At 69.7% G+C, this 1,341-nt stretch carries 1 protein-coding gene; it reads right to left on the bottom strand.

The window, feature by feature from the left end; genetic code table 11:
- Window positions 1-1,192: ISAs1 family transposase (locus tag ACVMYR_RS33080; protein WP_457123698.1), on the bottom strand; the 1,192-nt coding region annotated here is incomplete at its 3' end.
- Window positions 1,193-1,341 lie beyond the last annotated feature (149 nt).

Genomic DNA, 1,341 nt, shown 5'->3' with positions numbered 1-1,341 from the left:
TGCTGGTCACGGCGGTGATCAGGTCGTGTGATCGGCGGTTTGCTTGGCGGGTGGCGCGGGCGATGTTGGTCGCGCCGGTGGTGCGGTGCCAGCCGATCGCCGTGTTACGCAGGGTGGCGATGACGGCGGGTCCGTTGCCTGTTCGGGCCTGGTGGAGGTCTTCACGGAACGTCACGTCGCGTATGTGATGGAGGCGGTTCTCGATGTGCCAGTGTCGGCGGATCCAGCTCTGCAGGTCGCGGGGTAGGGCTTGGCCAGCGGGTAGTGACACGGTCAGGTAGGCGGTCTCGCGGCTGGTCGTACCAGCGACGATGCGGGTGCGGGTGATCCGCACGGCTTGCTGGGCGTGCGGGAAGGCGATGCCGCCGGGCGTGGCGACGGTTACGGCTTTGACGGTGCGGGTCTCGCGGCGGCCGTGACCGCGGTCGCGGGTCCGGTCACCGACCGGGATCTGCGCCCAGGGCAGTCGTTTGAGCTGCTTGAACAGGGTCGGCTGGTTGGCCTTCACCTGCACGAGCAGGTGCGCTCGGCGGGCGGTGACCTCGTCGGCGTGACCGGTCTGGGTGTGCAGGGCATCGGCGATGAACAGCACCCCGGCCAGGGTGCCGAGCACCTGCTCGACGGCGTCGAGCAGCGGCGCGAACGCCGGAATCTCATTGCTCTTGGCGTCCACCGTGACCTGGGCGAGGACAACGCCGGTCCCGGTGTCCAGCGCGGAGAGCAGATGCACCTGGCGGCCGCCGCCGATACGGGCGCCGCGCAGCGTCTTGCCGTCAATGGCGATCACCGTGCGGTACCGCCCCGGCGGGGTCACCGCGACGGGAGTGCGGGTACGCAGCCAGCCGGCCAGGACGGTGCCGAGCAGCGTGTCGTCCAGGCGCGTCAGCAGCCGCCAGACGGTGCTGCCGACCGGTACCCCTGCGGAGAACCCGAGCCGACGCTGGGCCTGTTCGTCCAGGTCGTGCAGCCAATCCGTGACCGCGGCGAACGACGACGCCCCGGCCATGACGGCGCAGACCGCCACCGCCAGCAGCGCGGTCAGCGGATACCGCACACCCCGTGGGTCGCGTGGATCAGGAACAGCGGCGAGCGCCCGCAGCAGACCACCATGTTCACCGTCGGTGACCGGCACGGCCTCGGCGATGGAGGCGGGTGCTGCTACGGCCAGCGCAGGAATGAGAGATGATGCCATCGGCGGGTGGGGTCTTCCTCGGAGTCGTGAAGCGTCGCAACTCCATGATCACCGATGCGACCTCACCCGCTTCTCACGCCTCCACAGAGGCCGAACTCGCCTCGGAATCCCTCGTCAACGGCCCACCGGCCGACTATGCAATCGCCCTG

It is taken from the genome of Micromonospora sp. PTRAS2, assembly GCF_054052245.1.
The sequence above is the reverse complement of the archived record's forward strand: the minus strand, read 5'-3'. Positions and strand labels throughout refer to the sequence as shown.